11 protein-coding genes are annotated in these 14,958 nt (G+C 50.8%); 4 read left to right on the top strand and 7 right to left on the bottom strand.

The features are described 5' to 3' along the window. Positions 1–119 precede the first annotated feature (119 nt). The 7 genes from lpdA to N8M53_RS02055 all read right to left on the bottom strand — a co-directional run bounded on the left by lpdA (position 120) and on the right by N8M53_RS02055 (position 10,240). Complete coding sequence (gene lpdA, locus N8M53_RS02085; protein ID WP_269579300.1) at positions 120–1,544, bottom strand: dihydrolipoyl dehydrogenase; 1,425 nt, start codon at positions 1,542–1,544, stop codon at positions 120–122. 185 nt (positions 1,545–1,729) lie between these two features. After that, positions 1,730–3,592: a pyruvate dehydrogenase complex dihydrolipoyllysine-residue acetyltransferase gene (gene aceF / locus N8M53_RS02080; protein WP_269579299.1), complete on the bottom strand. Its 1,863-nt coding sequence runs from the start codon at positions 3,590–3,592 to the stop codon at positions 1,730–1,732. Positions 3,593–3,604: 12 nt separating this feature from the next. Next, positions 3,605–6,271, bottom strand: a complete 2,667-nt coding sequence (gene aceE, locus N8M53_RS02075) for a pyruvate dehydrogenase (acetyl-transferring), homodimeric type (RefSeq protein WP_269579298.1) — start codon at positions 6,269–6,271, stop codon at positions 3,605–3,607. Positions 6,272–6,360: 89 nt separating this feature from the next. Then, the gene (gene pdhR / locus N8M53_RS02070; protein WP_077578724.1) at positions 6,361–7,134 is read right to left on the bottom strand and encodes a pyruvate dehydrogenase complex transcriptional repressor PdhR; all 774 of its coding nucleotides are present in this window, start codon (positions 7,132–7,134) and stop codon (positions 6,361–6,363) included. 236 nt (positions 7,135–7,370) lie between these two features. Next, entirely contained in the window at positions 7,371–7,919 is a 549-nt protein-coding gene (ampD, locus tag N8M53_RS02065) for a 1,6-anhydro-N-acetylmuramyl-L-alanine amidase AmpD (protein ID WP_269579297.1), read from the bottom strand. A 24-nt stretch (positions 7,920–7,943) separates the two neighbouring features. Then, positions 7,944–9,248, bottom strand: a complete 1,305-nt coding sequence (locus tag N8M53_RS02060; protein ID WP_269579296.1) for a diguanylate cyclase domain-containing protein — start codon at positions 9,246–9,248, stop codon at positions 7,944–7,946. After that, the gene (locus N8M53_RS02055; RefSeq protein WP_269579295.1) at positions 9,245–10,240 is read right to left on the bottom strand and encodes an ABC transporter substrate-binding protein; all 996 of its coding nucleotides are present in this window, start codon (positions 10,238–10,240) and stop codon (positions 9,245–9,247) included. Before N8M53_RS02055 ends, N8M53_RS02060 begins: the two co-directional genes overlap by 4 nt. Positions 10,241–10,399: 159 nt before the next feature. Between N8M53_RS02055 and nadC the strand changes: the two genes are divergently transcribed. From nadC to N8M53_RS02035, 4 genes are all read left to right on the top strand, one after another. Continuing rightward, positions 10,400–11,305, top strand: coding sequence for a carboxylating nicotinate-nucleotide diphosphorylase (nadC, locus tag N8M53_RS02050; protein ID WP_269579294.1), 906 nt, complete (start codon positions 10,400–10,402; stop codon positions 11,303–11,305). A gap of 247 nt (positions 11,306–11,552) precedes the next feature. Beyond that, positions 11,553–12,002 carry a pilin gene (locus tag N8M53_RS02045; protein WP_269579293.1) on the top strand — a complete coding sequence of 150 codons (450 nt, stop codon included), beginning with the start codon at positions 11,553–11,555 and terminating at the stop codon, positions 12,000–12,002. A 7-nt stretch (positions 12,003–12,009) separates the two neighbouring features. Then, complete coding sequence (pilB, locus tag N8M53_RS02040; RefSeq protein ID WP_269579292.1) at positions 12,010–13,692, top strand: type IV-A pilus assembly ATPase PilB; 1,683 nt, start codon at positions 12,010–12,012, stop codon at positions 13,690–13,692. Positions 13,693–13,701: 9 nt separating this feature from the next. Continuing rightward, positions 13,702–14,916, top strand: a complete 1,215-nt coding sequence (locus N8M53_RS02035) for a type II secretion system F family protein (protein ID WP_269579291.1) — start codon at positions 13,702–13,704, stop codon at positions 14,914–14,916. The last annotated feature ends 42 nt before the right edge of the window (positions 14,917–14,958 follow it).

The following is a 14,958-nucleotide window of genomic DNA, read 5'->3' as shown; positions in this document are numbered from 1 at the left end:
TACCGACCAACGCACGTAGCGGGCCTTGGCCCGCTTTTTTGTTCACGATCTACACGGGTTCACAGATACAAAAAAGCCCCGCATTGCGGGGCTGAGTCAGAAAAATATAAACGCGTGGTTTATTTCTTTTTCTTCGCTTTCGGGTTAGGCATATCAGTGATTGAGCCTTCAAACACTTCTGCAGCCAAACCAACCGATTCGTGCAAGGTTGGGTGAGCGTGTACTGTCAATGCGACATCTTCGGCATCACAACCCATCTCGATAGCAAGGCCAATCTCGCCTAACAGTTCACCACCGTTAGTACCAACAACCGCACCACCGATCACACGGTGGGTGTCTTTATCGAAGATCATCTTAGTCATGCCGTCTGAACAGTCAGACGCAATCGCACGACCTGAAGCCGCCCATGGGAAGGTCGCCACTTCGTAGTTAATGCCTTCTTCTTTACACTCTTTCTCGGTTTTGCCGACCCACGCCACTTCTGGCTCAGTGTACGCAATCGATGGGATCACTTTTGGATCGAAGTAATGCTTCTTACCTGAGATAACCTCTGCAGCCACATGGCCTTCGTGTACACCTTTGTGCGCCAGCATAGGCTGACCCACGATGTCACCAATCGCATAGATGTGCGGCACGTTGGTGCGCATTTGCTTATCAACATTGATAAAGCCACGATCGTCGACTTCAACACCCGCTTGGCCCGCATCAAGCAGCTTGCCATTCGGGCTACGGCCGATAGCAACCAAGACAGCGTCATAGCGCACAGGCTCTGCTGGGGCTTTCTTGCCTTCCATGGTGACGTAGATGCCGTCTTCTTTGGCTTCTACCGCAGTCACCTTGGTTTCCAGCATGAGGTTCATCTTCTTGCTGATACGCTTAGTAAAGACTTTGATCACGTCTTTATCTGCCGCAGGGATCACCTGATCGCACATTTCGACTACATCAACCTGTGAGCCAAGTGCGTGGTACACGGTTCCCATTTCTAGGCCGATGATACCGCCACCCATTAACAGCATTTTCTCGGGTACTTCTTTGAGCTCTAGGGCGTCGGTGGAGTCCCAAATGCGTGGGTCATCATGCGGAATAAATGGCAGCTCGATAGGACGAGAGCCGGCCGCGATGATGGCATTATCAAAATTGATGGTGGTGTTTTCTTCCCCTTCGACTAACAGGGTGTTGGCGCCAGTGAAACGGCCTGTGCCATTGACGACTGTCACTTTACGCTGCTTGGCCATACCGCCTAAGCCGCCAGTCAGTTGACCAATGACCTTATCTTTCCAAGAACGGATCTTGTCGATATCGGTTTGTGGTTCGCCGAATACCACGCCGTGCTCGGCCATGGCTTTGGCTTCTTCAATCACTTTGGCAACGTGAAGTAGGGCTTTAGATGGGATACAGCCGACGTTTAGACACACACCGCCAAGGTTGTTGTAGCGTTCAACCAATACGGTTTCCAAACCTAGGTCGGCACAGCGGAAAGCGGCGGAGTATCCAGCAGGACCAGCGCCAAGGACGACGACTTGCGCTTTGATTTCTTTACTCATTCTGACCTCGTTATAGTCTTATTCCCTGACAGGCTAAGAGCGGTAATTTTTTATTGTTGTGGGTATCTGGGAGCCACAGTTTACAGCCATGTTAATGGGCTGAAAAATAAAAACCCATAGCCTGTGAGCTGCACAACAATTCCCGACCGACCTTTAACCGGTCAGTCGGGTTGTTGGTATTGCGATTAGAGTACCAAACGGCGAATATCAGACAGTAGGCCGTTGAGGTAGCTAATAAAACGCGCACCCTCGGCACCATCAATCACACGGTGGTCGTAAGACAGCGACAGCGGCAGCATCAAGCGAGGCTCAAAATCCTTACCATTCCATACTGGCTTCATTTCTGACTTAGACACACCCAAGATAGACACTTCTGGTGCATTAACGATTGGCGTAAATGCCGTACCGCCGAGGCCACCTAGGCTAGAGATGGTAAAGCAACCACCCTGCATATCTGACGCCGTCAGCTTACCGGCACGAGCTTTCTTCGATACCACCATCAGCTCTTCAGACAGCTCGTGAATGCCTTTTTTGTTGACGTCTTTAAAGACAGGCACAACCAGACCGTTTGGTGTGTCAACCGCGATACCGATGTTGACATACTTCTTCATGATCAGGCTTTCACCGTCTTCAGACAGTGACGCGTTGAATGAAGGGAAAGCTTCCAGCGCTTTAGCCGCCGCTTTCATGATGAACACCAATGGGGTGATCTTCATGCCCGACTCTTTCTTCTTCTCGATCGCGTTTTGCTCTTTACGGAACGCTTCCACTTCAGTGATATCAGCGTTATCCCACTGGGTCACGTGCGGGATCATCACCCAGTTACGTGCCAGGTTCGCACCCGAGATCTTCTTGATGCGAGACAGTGGCTTCACTTCGGTTTCACCGAATTTGCTGAAGTCCACTTTCGGCCAAGGGAGCAGGCCAAGTGCGCTGCCGTCGCCTGAGCCAGACGCTGAACCAGACTCAAGACGCTTCAGCGCCTCTTTCACGTAGCCTTGCACGTCTTCTTTCAGTACACGCCCTTTACGGCCAGTACCTTTGACTTTCGCCAAGTTAACACCGAATTCACGCGCAAGACGGCGAACAACAGGTGACGCATGGGCGTACTCTTTGTTTTCGACGAACTCGTCTTTACCGGCGTCAGCTTTAGCTGCTGCTGGGGCTTCCGCTTTTGGTGCTTGCGCAGGCGCAGATTTTTCCTCTGCAGCAGGTGCCGCTGCGGGTGCGCTACCCGCCACCTCGAACACCATGATGTGCGAGCCAGTAGACACTTTATCGCCCGCGGCGATTTTGATCTCTTTAACTGTACCTGCAAACGGTGCAGGGACTTCCATTGACGCTTTGTCGCCTTCAACGGTGATCAGTGACTGCTCTTCTTCAACCGTATCGCCTACAGCGACCATGATGTCAGTCACTTCGACTTCATCACCGCCAATGTCAGGAACGTTTACGTCTTTGTTTTCCGACGCGGCTGGGGCCGCAGGTGCAGCTTGTGCAGGCGCCTCAGCAGAGGCGCTGCTGCCGACTTCAAACATCATGATAAGAGAGCCAGTTGACACTTTGTCACCCGAGGCAATCTTGATCTCTTTAACGGTACCCGCAAACGGTGCCGGCACTTCCATTGAGGCTTTGTCGCCTTCAACGGTGATCAATGATTGCTCTTCGTCGACGCTGTCGCCTACCGCCACCATGATGTCGGTCACTTCAACTTCATCGCCGCCGATATCAGGCACGTGCACTTCTTTGATTTCTGATGCGGCTGCTGGGGCAGCAGCAGGTGCCGCCTCTTGCGCTGGCGCGCTTTGTGCAGCGCCTTCCGCTTCAAAGATCATCATCAAAGAGCCGGTGGTGACTTTGTCACCCTCGGCAATTTTAATTTCCTTGACCACACCCGCTTGTGATGCAGGGACTTCCATGGATGCTTTATCACCTTCAACGGTGATTAACGACTGCTCTTCTTCAACCTTGTCACCCACGCTGACAAGGATCTCAGTCACTTCTACTTCATCCGCACCGATGTCAGGTACATTAATCTCGATTGACATTATTTCAGCCTCTTACGCGAACAGCGGGTTTACTTTGTTGGTATCGATGTCGAATTTCTTGATAGCGTCAGCTACCAGTTTCTTATCAACATCGCCACGCTTAGCCAGCTCATTAAGTGCCGCAACAACCACATAACCTGCGTTCACTTCGAAGTGACGACGGAGGTTTTCACGGCTGTCAGAGCGGCCAAAGCCGTCTGTACCCAACACTTTATAAGATTCAGCAGGGACAAACGCACGAACTTGGTCAGCGTAGTTCTTCATGTAGTCGGTAGCAGCAATCGCTGGCTCTGTGCCCATCACGGTTTGGATGTAAGGCACTTTGCTTTCTGCATCTGGGTTTAGCATGTTGAAGCGATCGACATCTTGACCGTCACGTGCCAGCTCATTGAACGAAGTCACGCTGTATACGTCAGACGCCACACCGAACTCATCGCTAAGCAGTTTCGCCGCTTTGCGCACTTCAGTCATGATGGTGCCAGAGCCCATTAACTGAACTTTCGCTTTGTCGCCCGTGTAGGTTTCTAGTTTGTAGATACCTTTACGGATACCTTCTTCCGCGCCCTCAGGCATGGCTGGCTGATGATAGTTTTCATTCATCAGCGTCAGGTAGTAATAGATGTTTTCTTGGTCAGGACCGTACATACGACGGATACCGTCTTGCATGATCACTGCCACTTCGTACGCGAAGGTTGGGTCGTAAGAAACACAGTTAGGTACAGTGCTCGCCAGAATATGGCTGTGACCGTCTTCGTGTTGTAGGCCTTCACCGTTCAGGGTAGTACGACCGGCAGTAGCACCCAATAGGAAACCACGCGCTTGCTGGTCACCCGCCATCCACGCCATGTCGCCAACACGTTGGAAGCCGAACATTGAGTAGTAGATGTAGAATGGGATCATTGGCAGATCATTAGTGCTGTAAGAGGTCGCTGCCGCTACCCACGATGACATCGCGCCTAGCTCGTTGATCCCTTCTTGCAGTACTTGGCCGCCTTGGTCTTCTTTGTAATAAGACACCACGCCACGATCTTCTGGGGTGTAAGTCTGACCGTGTGGGTTGTAGATACCTACTTGACGGAACAGGCCTTCCATACCGAAAGTACGTGCTTCGTCGGCAATGATAGGCACAATGTTTTTGCCAATGCTTTTGTCTTTCAGCAGTACGTTCAAAGAGCGCACAAATGCCATGGTGGTCGAGATGTCACGCTTTTGCTCAGACAGCAATGCGGAGAAGTCGTCCAGTTTTGGCAGCGTCAGCTCTTTAGTAAAGTTAGGCAGACGTTGCGGCGTGTAACCGTGCAGGGCTTTACGGCGCGCATGCAGGTATTCGTGCTCGGCAGAGCCTTCTTCCAGCTTCAGGTACGTCAGGTTTTGTACGTCTTCATCAGACAGCAAGTCTTGCAGGCCAAGGCGGTCGCGCATAGCGTGAACATGAGTCATGTCCATTTTCTTCACTTGGTGCGCGATGTTTTTGCCTTCTGCCGCTTCACCCATGCCATAGCCTTTAACGGTTTTCGCTAGGATAACGGTTGGGCGATCGTTGCACTCTTGGGCCGCTTTAAAGGCCGCAAACAGTTTTGATGGCTCATGGCCACCACGCTTAAGCGCAAAGATTTCTTCGTCAGTCATATCCGCAACCAAGGCGGCTGTTTCTGGGTACTTGCCGAAGAAGTGCTCACGCACGTAGGCACCATCTTTTGATTTGAAGGTTTGGTAATCACCGTCGATGGTTTCATTCATCAACTGCAGTAATTTACCCGAGGTGTCTTTGGCCAGCAGTTTATCCCAGCCGGAACCCCAAACCACTTTGATCACGTTCCAGCCAGCGCCTTTAAAGAGGCCTTCCAGCTCTTGAACGATTTTACCGTTACCCATTACAGGGCCATCAAGGCGCTGCAGGTTACAGTTAATCAAAAAGCAAAGGTTATCCAGTTTTTCACGCGCCGCGAATGATAGCGCACCGCGTGACTCTGGTTCATCCATCTCACCGTCACCGAGGAACGCGTAAACACGCTGCTCAGAGGTGTCTTTTAGACCACGGCCGTTGAGGTATTTGAGGAAACGCGCTTGATAGATAGACGCGATGGGACCCAGACCCATAGAAACGGTTGGGAACTGCCAGAACTCAGGCATTAGTTTCGGGTGTGGATATGAAGACACCCCTTTGCCATCAACTTCCTGACGGAAGTTGTCGAGCTGCTCTTCGCTCAAGCGGCCTTCAACAAAGGCACGCGCATAGATACCTGGAGAAATATGACCTTGATAATACACCAGGTCGCCACCGTCTTTCTCGTTAGGCGCACGGAAGAAGTGGTTAAAGCAGGTTTCATAAAATGCCGCCGAAGACTGGAATGATGCCATGTGGCCACCCAGCTCTAAATCTTTCTTGGACGCACGCAACACGATCATGATTGCGTTCCAACGAATGATAGAACGGATACGGCGTTCCAGATTCACATCACCTGGGTAAGCAGGTTCTTGATCAGCAGGAATGGTATTTACATAGTTGGTGGTCACGCCCGTTGGCATGTCAACACCGTCTAAACGTGCTTGCCCTAATACTTGCTCCAGAAGGAACTGGGCACGTTCTACACCTTCTTCACGAACGACTGACTCAAGAGCTTGCAACCACTCTTGTGTTTCAAGTGCGTCCACGTCATGTTTCATGACTTCAGACATGGCGATCTATCCTTTCGTTGATTGACTCGTACAAAACAAACGTTGTCGCAGCTGCAGTGCCTTTCGCGTTTCTATAGATGCGAATAAGGCTACTCCAACTCGTCCTTGCGTTGTTGAATTCGACGTAGAGACCGTTCGCGACGGCTTTCTTCTCGACCAAGATCCAACAGAGTTTCCTCAATGTAAGCCAAGTGTGCATGCGACGCTTGTCTGGCTTTTTCTGGTTCACCAGCGGTAATCGCATCCACTATCTCAGCTCGGTGTCGGCTGACGTTTTCCACCGTCTCTTGACGGCGATAAAGTAGCTCAAAATTTTGCAAAATATTCTGTTCCAGTAACGGCGCGAGACTACGCATAATATGAAGTAACACCACATTATGCGCCGCTTCCGTTACGGCAACGAGATACTGCATCACAGCCGATGCTTCTGCCTCTAAGTCCCCGTTTTTCTGCGCTTGACGAATGGCATCATGACAGTCTTCTATACGAGAAAAATCCTCTTCTGTGCCCCGTAGTGCGGCAAAATACGAAGAAATGCCCTCTAGGGCATGTCGTGACTCCAGTAAGTCAAGTTGGGTTTCTGGATGGTCCGCCAATAACTCTAGCAGTGGCTCAGAGAAGCGTTGCCAAAGGCGTTCACTGACAAAGGTGCCGCCACCTTGCTTGCGCGTCAGTAGCTTTTTCACTTCAAGCCGTTGAATCGCTTCGCGCACTGACGGGCGAGACACATCAAATTGCGTCGCTAACTCTCGTTCAGGCGGTAACTTCTGGCCTGGAGACAAGGTCCCTTCCAGAATTAAGCCTTCGAGTTCTTTTTCAATTACATCCGAGAGTTTAGGTTGACGAATTCGCTGATATGCCATTGTATTTATTGACCATCTGCACCCAGAGCATGGTGCTTAGCTGCAGAAACTGACTGATTGTAAATTGGTAAGACCAATTACTTTATTGATCCCTAAAGTTACCAGACAGCGGGTATTCTGTCCACCTGAACTTTGATTGACATCATGGAAACCTGTGTATTTTTAGCCTGACAGCCACGAATACTCAGCCCCTCAAAATTGGTCAGACCATTTGTGTCGGTCAACGCCATAGGCATTTAAATCAGTGCGTGTAACTTTTTCCAGTCAAACGCCGCGCCAGGATCCGTTTTACGTCCTGGGGCAATATGTTGGTGTCCTGTGATTCGATCACGGGTAATGGCTGGGTAGTACTGCATCAGCGTCTGCGTGATCGCCGCTAACGATTGGTACTGCTGTTCGGTGTATGGATGTGTGTCTGTGCCCTCTAGCTCAATACCGATAGAAAAATCGTTACATTGCTGCCGACCGTCAAAACACGAAGCGCCAGCATGCCATGCACGCGCACTGAATGGTACAAACTGGATCACACTTCCATCTCGTCGGATCAGTAGGTGGGCAGAGACGCGAAGCGATGCGATCTCGGCAAAATAAGGGTGTTCAGCCGGATCGAGGTGCCCTTGAAAAAACTGCTCAATATAGGGGCCATCAAACTGACCGGGCGGCAGGCTGATGTTGTGGATCACCAGCAAGGAGATATCGTTACTATCCGGACGTTGGTTATGATGAGGAGACAGGCAAGCGCGCGCGCCTACCAACCAATGATTGTCAATCTGTGAAAAAGACATACCCGATCCGCTTGAGCAAAATCGCTACTTTATCTGGTCAGCTGGAAGATTGGAATACAAGCAACAGCGCGCTGACGGATGGGTTTTGGCGTAATACATAGCGGCATCGGCTTGATTCATCATCTGCTGCAGCTCAAGCCCATCCGTTGGGAAGCAACTCACACCAATACTAATGGCCAATGACAACGAGGTATCTGCAACTTGTATCGGAGCATGCATTTCGTCTTGGATACGTGTGATCACTTCATTCAACGCCGATTTGTCCGCTAATAAATCCAGCCAGACAATGAACTCATCACCGCCCAAGCGGCCAACCAAATCAGACCGGCGCACGGACTGTTTTAGGCGCTGACTGACCACCTTGAGCAACTCATCACCGACGCCATGCCCATAGGTGTCATTCACTTGCTTAAAGTTGTTCAAATCAATGAACAGTAAAGCGGCATTAGTTTGCGCGCGGTTAGCACGCATCAACGCCACATCTACATGCGATTCGAACGCGCGTCGGTTGAACAAACCGGTCAGCTCATCGTGTTCAGCAAGGAATTTAAGCTGATGCTGCTGTTCGCGAAGCTGTTGGGTTTGCCGTGCGACTTCTTCGCTCAGCTGTTTCTTGTCCACCATGGTATGGCTCAGCGCACGTTTCATGTCATTGACATGATCAGCCAATTCAGTCAGCTCATCTTTATCAGTCAAGGTTAATTCCGTGGTCAAGTCACCTTGTTTGATTTGCGTAATCGTTGAATGCAATGCTTTTAGACGGTGCGTTAGCCGCCGCCGTAAGCTGGTCACAAACATGGTTACCAACAAGGCTAACACCACCAGTACGCCACCATGTACCACCAGTAGGGTTTTCTGTTGCTGCCCCGACTGGTGCATAACTTGCTGACGCACCGAAAAAGCGGTTTCACTCATCGCCTGCAGCAGCACATTAAAACGCGAAAACAGCATCAAACGCCTGTCATCCACAGAGGGGTTACCATCTAGCTGATCAGCGGTAATCCCCAATAAGCGGTCAATGCTGTTTGCCGCGAGTCGAATCGACTGCGCGGACTGCGGCGGTAACGCCTCTTTATCACTGTTTAGTTGCGCCCGCAATGCGTTGGTGGACTGATGTACATCTTGGCGCGTTTGTGTGCTGGGGTATTGACGATATAACCATAAACGGCCTCGCAAGCTATCAATCTGCGAGTGTACCGCCACAATACTGTCTAACCGTGCTTGGATTTGATTTTGCTTGTAAAAAAGCTCCACCGTAATTAACAGCGTAACAAAAGTAAGCGCCGTACAGGCATAGACAACAATACTGAGCTGCTGACCAATCCTCATTCTAATAAACTCACTTTTTGCGTGGCCTCAACCAAGGGGCCTGGGTTGAGTATGTGGCGGAATGACGGAGTGTTCCCTTCCACTAAACCCGCCTCTTGCGCCCATCGCGCTTGGTTTTTTAACCGCAGTAACAATGAGTCATTCAATGAAAGGCGGAATAAGTAATCTTGCCATAGCCAACTGAGTTTATCGTCTGACATGTCAAGGTACGCGGAGACCTGTGCCTTAGCCCGTTCTGGGTGCTGATGAATAAAGCTCACCGCGTCGTCTAGGGCACTGACAACCCGTTGCATGTCCTGGTGTTGCTTATTGACGAGTAAGCGATCGCTGACCAGTAGAAAAGAGAGGCTGTGCAAGCCTTTACTGTCAAGCGACTGCACCGGCTGGTTGGACTGCTTGAGTAGCTGATAGCCATAGGGCTCCCATATGGCTATCGCATCCACTTCCTCATCGAGGAGCGCCTTGGGCAGTGTTTCAGGGGAATAGTAGACTTTTTCCACCTGAGCTCTGGGTATATCGTGCAATTGCAGCAAAGAATCAAAGAAGTATTCACTGGCACTCGACGCAACAATGCCCACGCGTGCCTTGTCGAGTGCGTCCACCAGCGAGCTGCTAATCTCACGGCGAATAGACCAGAGTTTTACGTCGTTATCTGATTCGACAAAGCTGGTTAGCACATTAAAGTCATCGCGCTCAAAACTGTTAAACATCACCACCGTCTCCGAGGTAGTGGCTAAATCCACTTCCCCTGACATTAAGGTTTGAAAACTCTTTACGCCCCCATGAACCGGCTTAAGGGTCATATCGATACCCTGCTTTTTAAACAAACCTTGCTCCTTAGCCACAATAATCGGTGCCGATAAGGGAGTGAGCGAGACCGCAATGGTCAGTGACGATAATGGCTCGGACACCGGTGGCCTTAGTTGCTGCCAAGCACGAAAACCAATCAACGCAATCGCTATCATGGCCACCAGCGCTAACCCTCGCTTCATGGCATCACCTCTTTGACTGTTTCTGCCTAAAGTGTAGACAATTTAAAAGACAGAATATGATTAAAAAAATAGACGAATGTGAGGAAACGAGAGAGAAAAGCTGCATTTCGTTATCACCAGCGTTATCATTCGACCACTTTTTGATGACCGCGGTAAGCCATGATGACATCAACCCCTTTTCATGCTGTCCATGACAGCGAGCGCCGCCTGGCCTATCTCACTTCTCACCTCAGCGCCGATGTGACCCGCGCGGTGACCGACGCCCTACGAGAAGATCTGGGTGGCGAGATCGACGCCAGTAAAGACATAACCGCCAGCCTGATCCCGGCAGACTCGGTATCCACAGCGACATTGATCACCCGAGAAGATGGCGTTTTCTGTGGCCGTGCCTTTGCGGATGAAGTGTTTCATCAGCTCGGTGGCGACGTCACCTTGACGTGGCATGTCGAGGACGGCGACGCCATCACCGCCAACCAATCGCTTTGTACCTTACAGGGACCCTCGCGTGTCTTGTTGACCGGTGAACGCAATGCGATGAACTTTATTCAAACCCTCTCTGGATGTGCGAGTAAGGTCGCAACCTATGTGGCAGCACTCAAAGGCACCCACACCAAATTGCTCGACACGCGTAAGACCATTCCGGGGCTGCGTAGTGCGCTGAAGTACGCGGTTGCCTGCGGTGGTGGTCATAATCATCGCATTGGTGTCTTTGATGCGTATTTGATCAAAGAAAACCATATTCTTGCCTGTGGCGGGATAGAGAACGCCGTCAAAGCAGCGCGCCGGCTTAATCCTGATAAACCGGTAGAAGTAGAAACCGAAACTCTGGATGAGCTCAAACAAGCCATCGACGCTGGGGCCGATATTGTGATGTTAGATAACTTTAGTGTGCCGATGATGCGTGAAGCGGTGACCCTGAACCAAAATAAAGTGGCGTTGGAAGTCTCAGGAAACGTCACGCTTGAAACGTTGGCAGAATACGCCGCTACTGGGGTGGACTATATTTCTGTGGGCGCGCTTACCAAGCACGTGACCGCACTCGATTTATCCATGCGTTTTCAATAACACGTACGCTCACTCAGATTCGACCAGGCCGCCCGCGATGGGCGGCCTTTTTATCGCTCTTTTGTGGCAAAAAATTTGTGGTGAGTCGAACACTACATTAGAAAAAAATACTGTTACATCCAGCTTTTACCCTTCAGTCTCAAACTCATCTCTCCCCTCTTTTTCGCGCCGCGCTCACAAGCGTAAAGTCGCTGCACTCGCGGCCACCGCGTTGGCGGCCGACCATCATTGAGAGGAGAGAAATAGGATGAAAAAGCAACAAGGGTTTAGCTTGATTGAGTTACTGATCGTCGTCGGCATTATCGCAGCCCTGTCTGCCATCGCCGTCCCCGCTTATGTCAATAAACAAAAAATTGCTGAATTTAACTCAGGGTTAGCATCAGGCCGTGCTCTTCTTACACGGTTAGATCTTTATTTGGATGAAAATAGTGGCTCGACAGCGAGTAAATTTGGAGAAAAATTAGGTGACGCTACGAATCTCGGAGAGCTAGCAACAGTCACCGTCTCAGGTGCTAGTGAAGAAGGTGGAGAAGGCGAAAATGCCAAAGGGACTGAGCTGAAAGTCACGTTTAATGGAAATAGCTCTATTGACGGGACAATAATTACCTTTGAGAAAAACGACTTTGCTTGGGTATGTAAATACACAACGAAAGAAACTTTCGAAGATGGTGAGATTAAAGGATGTAAAAAAGCATAAGCAGACAATGATCCCAACCGCTCCGTTGTATCAAGCCGGTTTATTGACTGATGCCCAGCGCGATATGCTGGGCATTGGCGACAATACCTCGCTCAGTCTTGCGCATATACTCGATGCTGGGGTTGACCCCACCGCGCTCGCCCACACCCTTGCGAGTCAGCATCACCTGCCTTTTTCGGAAAGCCATCAGTACCCGTATAAAGACACCTGTTATGCCCTAGATAGGCGCGATTTGATTCAGCGTCACCAAGTGTTGCCGCTTGCCCAGCAAGGCCAAGAGCTATTACTGGGGGTCAGTGATCCAGATAACCAAGAAGCGGTCGCCGACTTTCGCTTTTCTACTGGGCTCAATGTCCGGTTAGTGGTGCTTAGTCAGCCGGATTTGGATGCCGCTTTGCGTCATTTATATGGTGCAGATATCGATGGCACGGGCGATGGCATGACCATCAGTGATCAGGACTTAGCGGCCCTAACCGTCACCGATAGCCCACAAGAAGACAGTGTCGAGTTACAAAGCGATCAGGCGCCCATCAGTCGTTATATTCAACAGATCTTGGTGGATGCAGTGCGCAAAAAAGCCTCCGACGTGCACTTCGAGCCCTTTGAGCATCACTATCGAATTCGCTTTCGCCAAGACGGTTTATTACACACCTATGCTCACCCTCCAGCGGGGGTCTCGCGGCGGCTGTCGACCCGACTCAAAATCTTAGCCCAACTCAATATTGCCGAACGACGTTTGCCACAAGACGGGCGCATTAAGCTGACCCTCACCGCCGATCATACGGTCGATATGCGCGTCTCCACCTTGCCAACCATTTGGGGTGAGAAAGTAGTCGTTCGTCTGTTAGATAATGGTCAGCAGCAATTGACGCTGCATGATTTAGGCTTAACTGAGTGGCAACGCCAGCGCTATCAAGACGCATTGGATAGGCCGCAAGGGATGGTTTTATTTACCGGCCCGACGGGAAGTGGCAAAACCGTTTCTTTGTATAGTGGGCTACGGTACCTCAATCAACCTGAGCGCAATATTGCCACCGTCGAAGATCCGGTCGAGATCCAGCTAGAAGGCATCAATCAAGTCAATGTTAATCCTAACATCGGTTTAGATTTCGCCACCGCACTCCGCGCTTTTTTGCGCCAAGATCCCGATGTGGTGATGGTAGGAGAAATACGCGACCTCGACACCGCTGAAATCGGGATCAAGGCCGCGCAAACCGGTCACCTAGTATTATCGACGCTGCATACTAATTCTGCGGCCGAAAGCATCACCCGTTTAGCCCATATGGGCATTGCGCCCTACAATCTTGCCAGTTCACTGACCTTGGTGGTGGCTCAGCGCTTGGTACGCTGTTTATGCCCGATTTGTAAACGGCCGCACCCGTCTGATGACCCACGTCTTCAGTACTTAGCCAACCTCTACCCAAGCTTAACCCCAAGCACCCTGTACCAAGCTAACTCTCAAGGCTGTTACCAGTGCTATCAAGGCTATCAAGGGCGTACTGGTGTGTACGAAGTGCTCCCCGTAACAGAAAAGGTTGCCAGCGCCATTTACCGAAATGCCAGCGCGATTGAGCTAACCCAACTGGCTACCGAAGAAGGCATGTGGCGATTGGCCGACTCTGGGGTTGCCAAACTCAACCAAGGGATCACCAGCATCCAAGAGCTTACCCGCGTTATTCAGCTTGCCTAAGGAGTCTTTATGGCCAAATCTACCCTGTTTCTTTTTCATTGGCGCCAGGCCGCCGCCCGTGGTGAAAAAAAAGGGCAATTGTTCGCCTATACCGAGCGAGACGCACGCCAAGAGCTAGCGAGTCAATCCATTGTCCCCACTCGCCTCATTCGCCGCCGGCTATCGAGTTTTCAGCAGCGCCGCCATAAAGCCAAAGCCGCGGATATCACCCAGTTTTCACGCGATCTCACCACCCTGCTAGAGTCTGGGATCCCCATCGTACAAGCCCTCAACCTCATCGCGCTCAATCAGGTCAAAGCCGAAATGCGCTTGCTGGTGCGTCATATCCGCCAGCAACTCGAGGCGGGTACCAATTTGAGCGATGCGTTGGCGCACGCGAGTCCCCTATTCGATCGCTTTTATTGCGATTTGGTCGCAACGGGCGAACAAACCGGGCAACTGCCGGAGATCTTTGCTCGCCTGACCCTATACCGTGAAAAGCAGGCACTACTTCGCAGTAAAGTGATTAAAGCCATGATCTACCCTAGCATCGTGGTCAGCGTGGCATTAGGCGTCAGTGCCTATCTGTTGGTGTTCGTGATCCCAAAATTTAAACATATTTTCAACTCATTCGGGGCAGAACTGCCTTGGCTCACGCGACAAGTCCTCGCCTTATCCGACATGGTGAGTCAGCACGCCTTAACCATCACACTAATGGTGACGGGCCTTGCCGCTTTGCACCTAGTGCTACAGCGCAAAAATGCGACTTACCAACATCACTATCATCGCTGGCTACTCCGGCTCCCCGTCATGGGTGACGTGGTGAGCAAAGCCTGCATCGCCAAGTTTTCTCGCACCTTAGCCACCACCTTTAGTGCCGGTATTCCGTTACTCTCTGGCTTACAAGCCGCAACAAAATCCATGACCAACGCTTATTATGCCCACGCACTTAAGGCGGTATATCAACACACAGCCACCGGTATTCCGCTTTACCAAGCATTGCGTGACAGTGATAGCTTCCCCGTGACGATGACACAAATGGTGATGATTGGTGAAGAATCGGGGTCGCTCGATCATATGCTTAACCGTGTCGCACAAATCTATGAAGCGGAGGTCGATAACACCGTGGACAACCTCGGTAAAATCATCGAGCCCCTGTTAATTTTAGTGCTGGGGCTATTGATTGGCGGCTTGGTGGTAGCCATGTATTTACCCATTTTCAATCTGATGTCTGTTCTTGGCTAGCCAAGATAGAGTCTGACAACGCAAGACGCTATGATGCGCACA

The sequence above is a fragment of the Salinivibrio kushneri genome, from assembly GCF_027286325.1.
Lineage (GTDB): Bacteria > Pseudomonadota > Gammaproteobacteria > Enterobacterales > Vibrionaceae > Salinivibrio > Salinivibrio kushneri_A.
This window is presented reverse-complemented; position numbering and strand designations above follow the sequence as displayed.

Bases quoted from the DNA above. Each gene is read 5' to 3' on its own strand.
- lpdA (WP_269579300.1), bottom strand. From the start codon at position 1,544: ATGAGTAAAGAAATCAAAGCGCAAGTCGTCGTCCTTGGCGCTGGTCCT.
- aceF (WP_269579299.1), bottom strand. From the start codon at position 3,592: ATGTCAATCGAGATTAATGTACCTGACATCGGTGCGGATGAAGTAGAA.
- aceE (WP_269579298.1), bottom strand. From the start codon at position 6,271: ATGTCTGAAGTCATGAAACATGACGTGGACGCACTTGAAACACAAGAG.
- pdhR (WP_077578724.1), bottom strand. From the start codon at position 7,134: ATGGCATATCAGCGAATTCGTCAACCTAAACTCTCGGATGTAATTGAA.
- ampD (WP_269579297.1), bottom strand. From the start codon at position 7,919: ATGTCTTTTTCACAGATTGACAATCATTGGTTGGTAGGCGCGCGCGCT.
- N8M53_RS02060 (WP_269579296.1), bottom strand. From the start codon at position 9,248: ATGAGGATTGGTCAGCAGCTCAGTATTGTTGTCTATGCCTGTACGGCG.
- N8M53_RS02055 (WP_269579295.1), bottom strand. From the start codon at position 10,240: ATGAAGCGAGGGTTAGCGCTGGTGGCCATGATAGCGATTGCGTTGATT.
- nadC (WP_269579294.1), top strand. From the start codon at position 10,400: ATGATGACATCAACCCCTTTTCATGCTGTCCATGACAGCGAGCGCCGC.
- N8M53_RS02045 (WP_269579293.1), top strand. From the start codon at position 11,553: ATGAAAAAGCAACAAGGGTTTAGCTTGATTGAGTTACTGATCGTCGTC.
- pilB (WP_269579292.1), top strand. From the start codon at position 12,010: ATGATCCCAACCGCTCCGTTGTATCAAGCCGGTTTATTGACTGATGCC.
- N8M53_RS02035 (WP_269579291.1), top strand. From the start codon at position 13,702: ATGGCCAAATCTACCCTGTTTCTTTTTCATTGGCGCCAGGCCGCCGCC.